At 71.5% G+C, this 239-nt stretch carries 1 protein-coding gene; it reads right to left on the minus strand.

The annotated features are described in order from the left end of the window. Positions 1–239: hypothetical protein (locus tag AC0IYH_RS33760; RefSeq protein WP_471838819.1), on the minus strand; the 239-nt coding region annotated here is incomplete at both ends.

Below are 239 nucleotides of genomic sequence, written 5' to 3' on the forward strand. Positions count from 1 at the left end.
CACCGTGTCCAGCGCCGCGCCCGTCGGCTTCGCCCAGCGGACATCGACCCAGCCGGGGTTCTTCACTCCCTCCGCGAAATGCGTCTCGACCCCGGCCCAGTCGTCGACCGGCGTCACCCGCGCGCGCAGCGCCTCGGTGGACTGGGTCAGCAGGCCAGACTGCGCATCCTCCAGCGCCTGCGCCAGCGTGTCGATCAACTCGCCGCGCGGCATCACCGTCGACTTCAGCTTGCCGCCGT

The organism is Pseudomonas sp. AC463, from assembly GCF_979253585.1.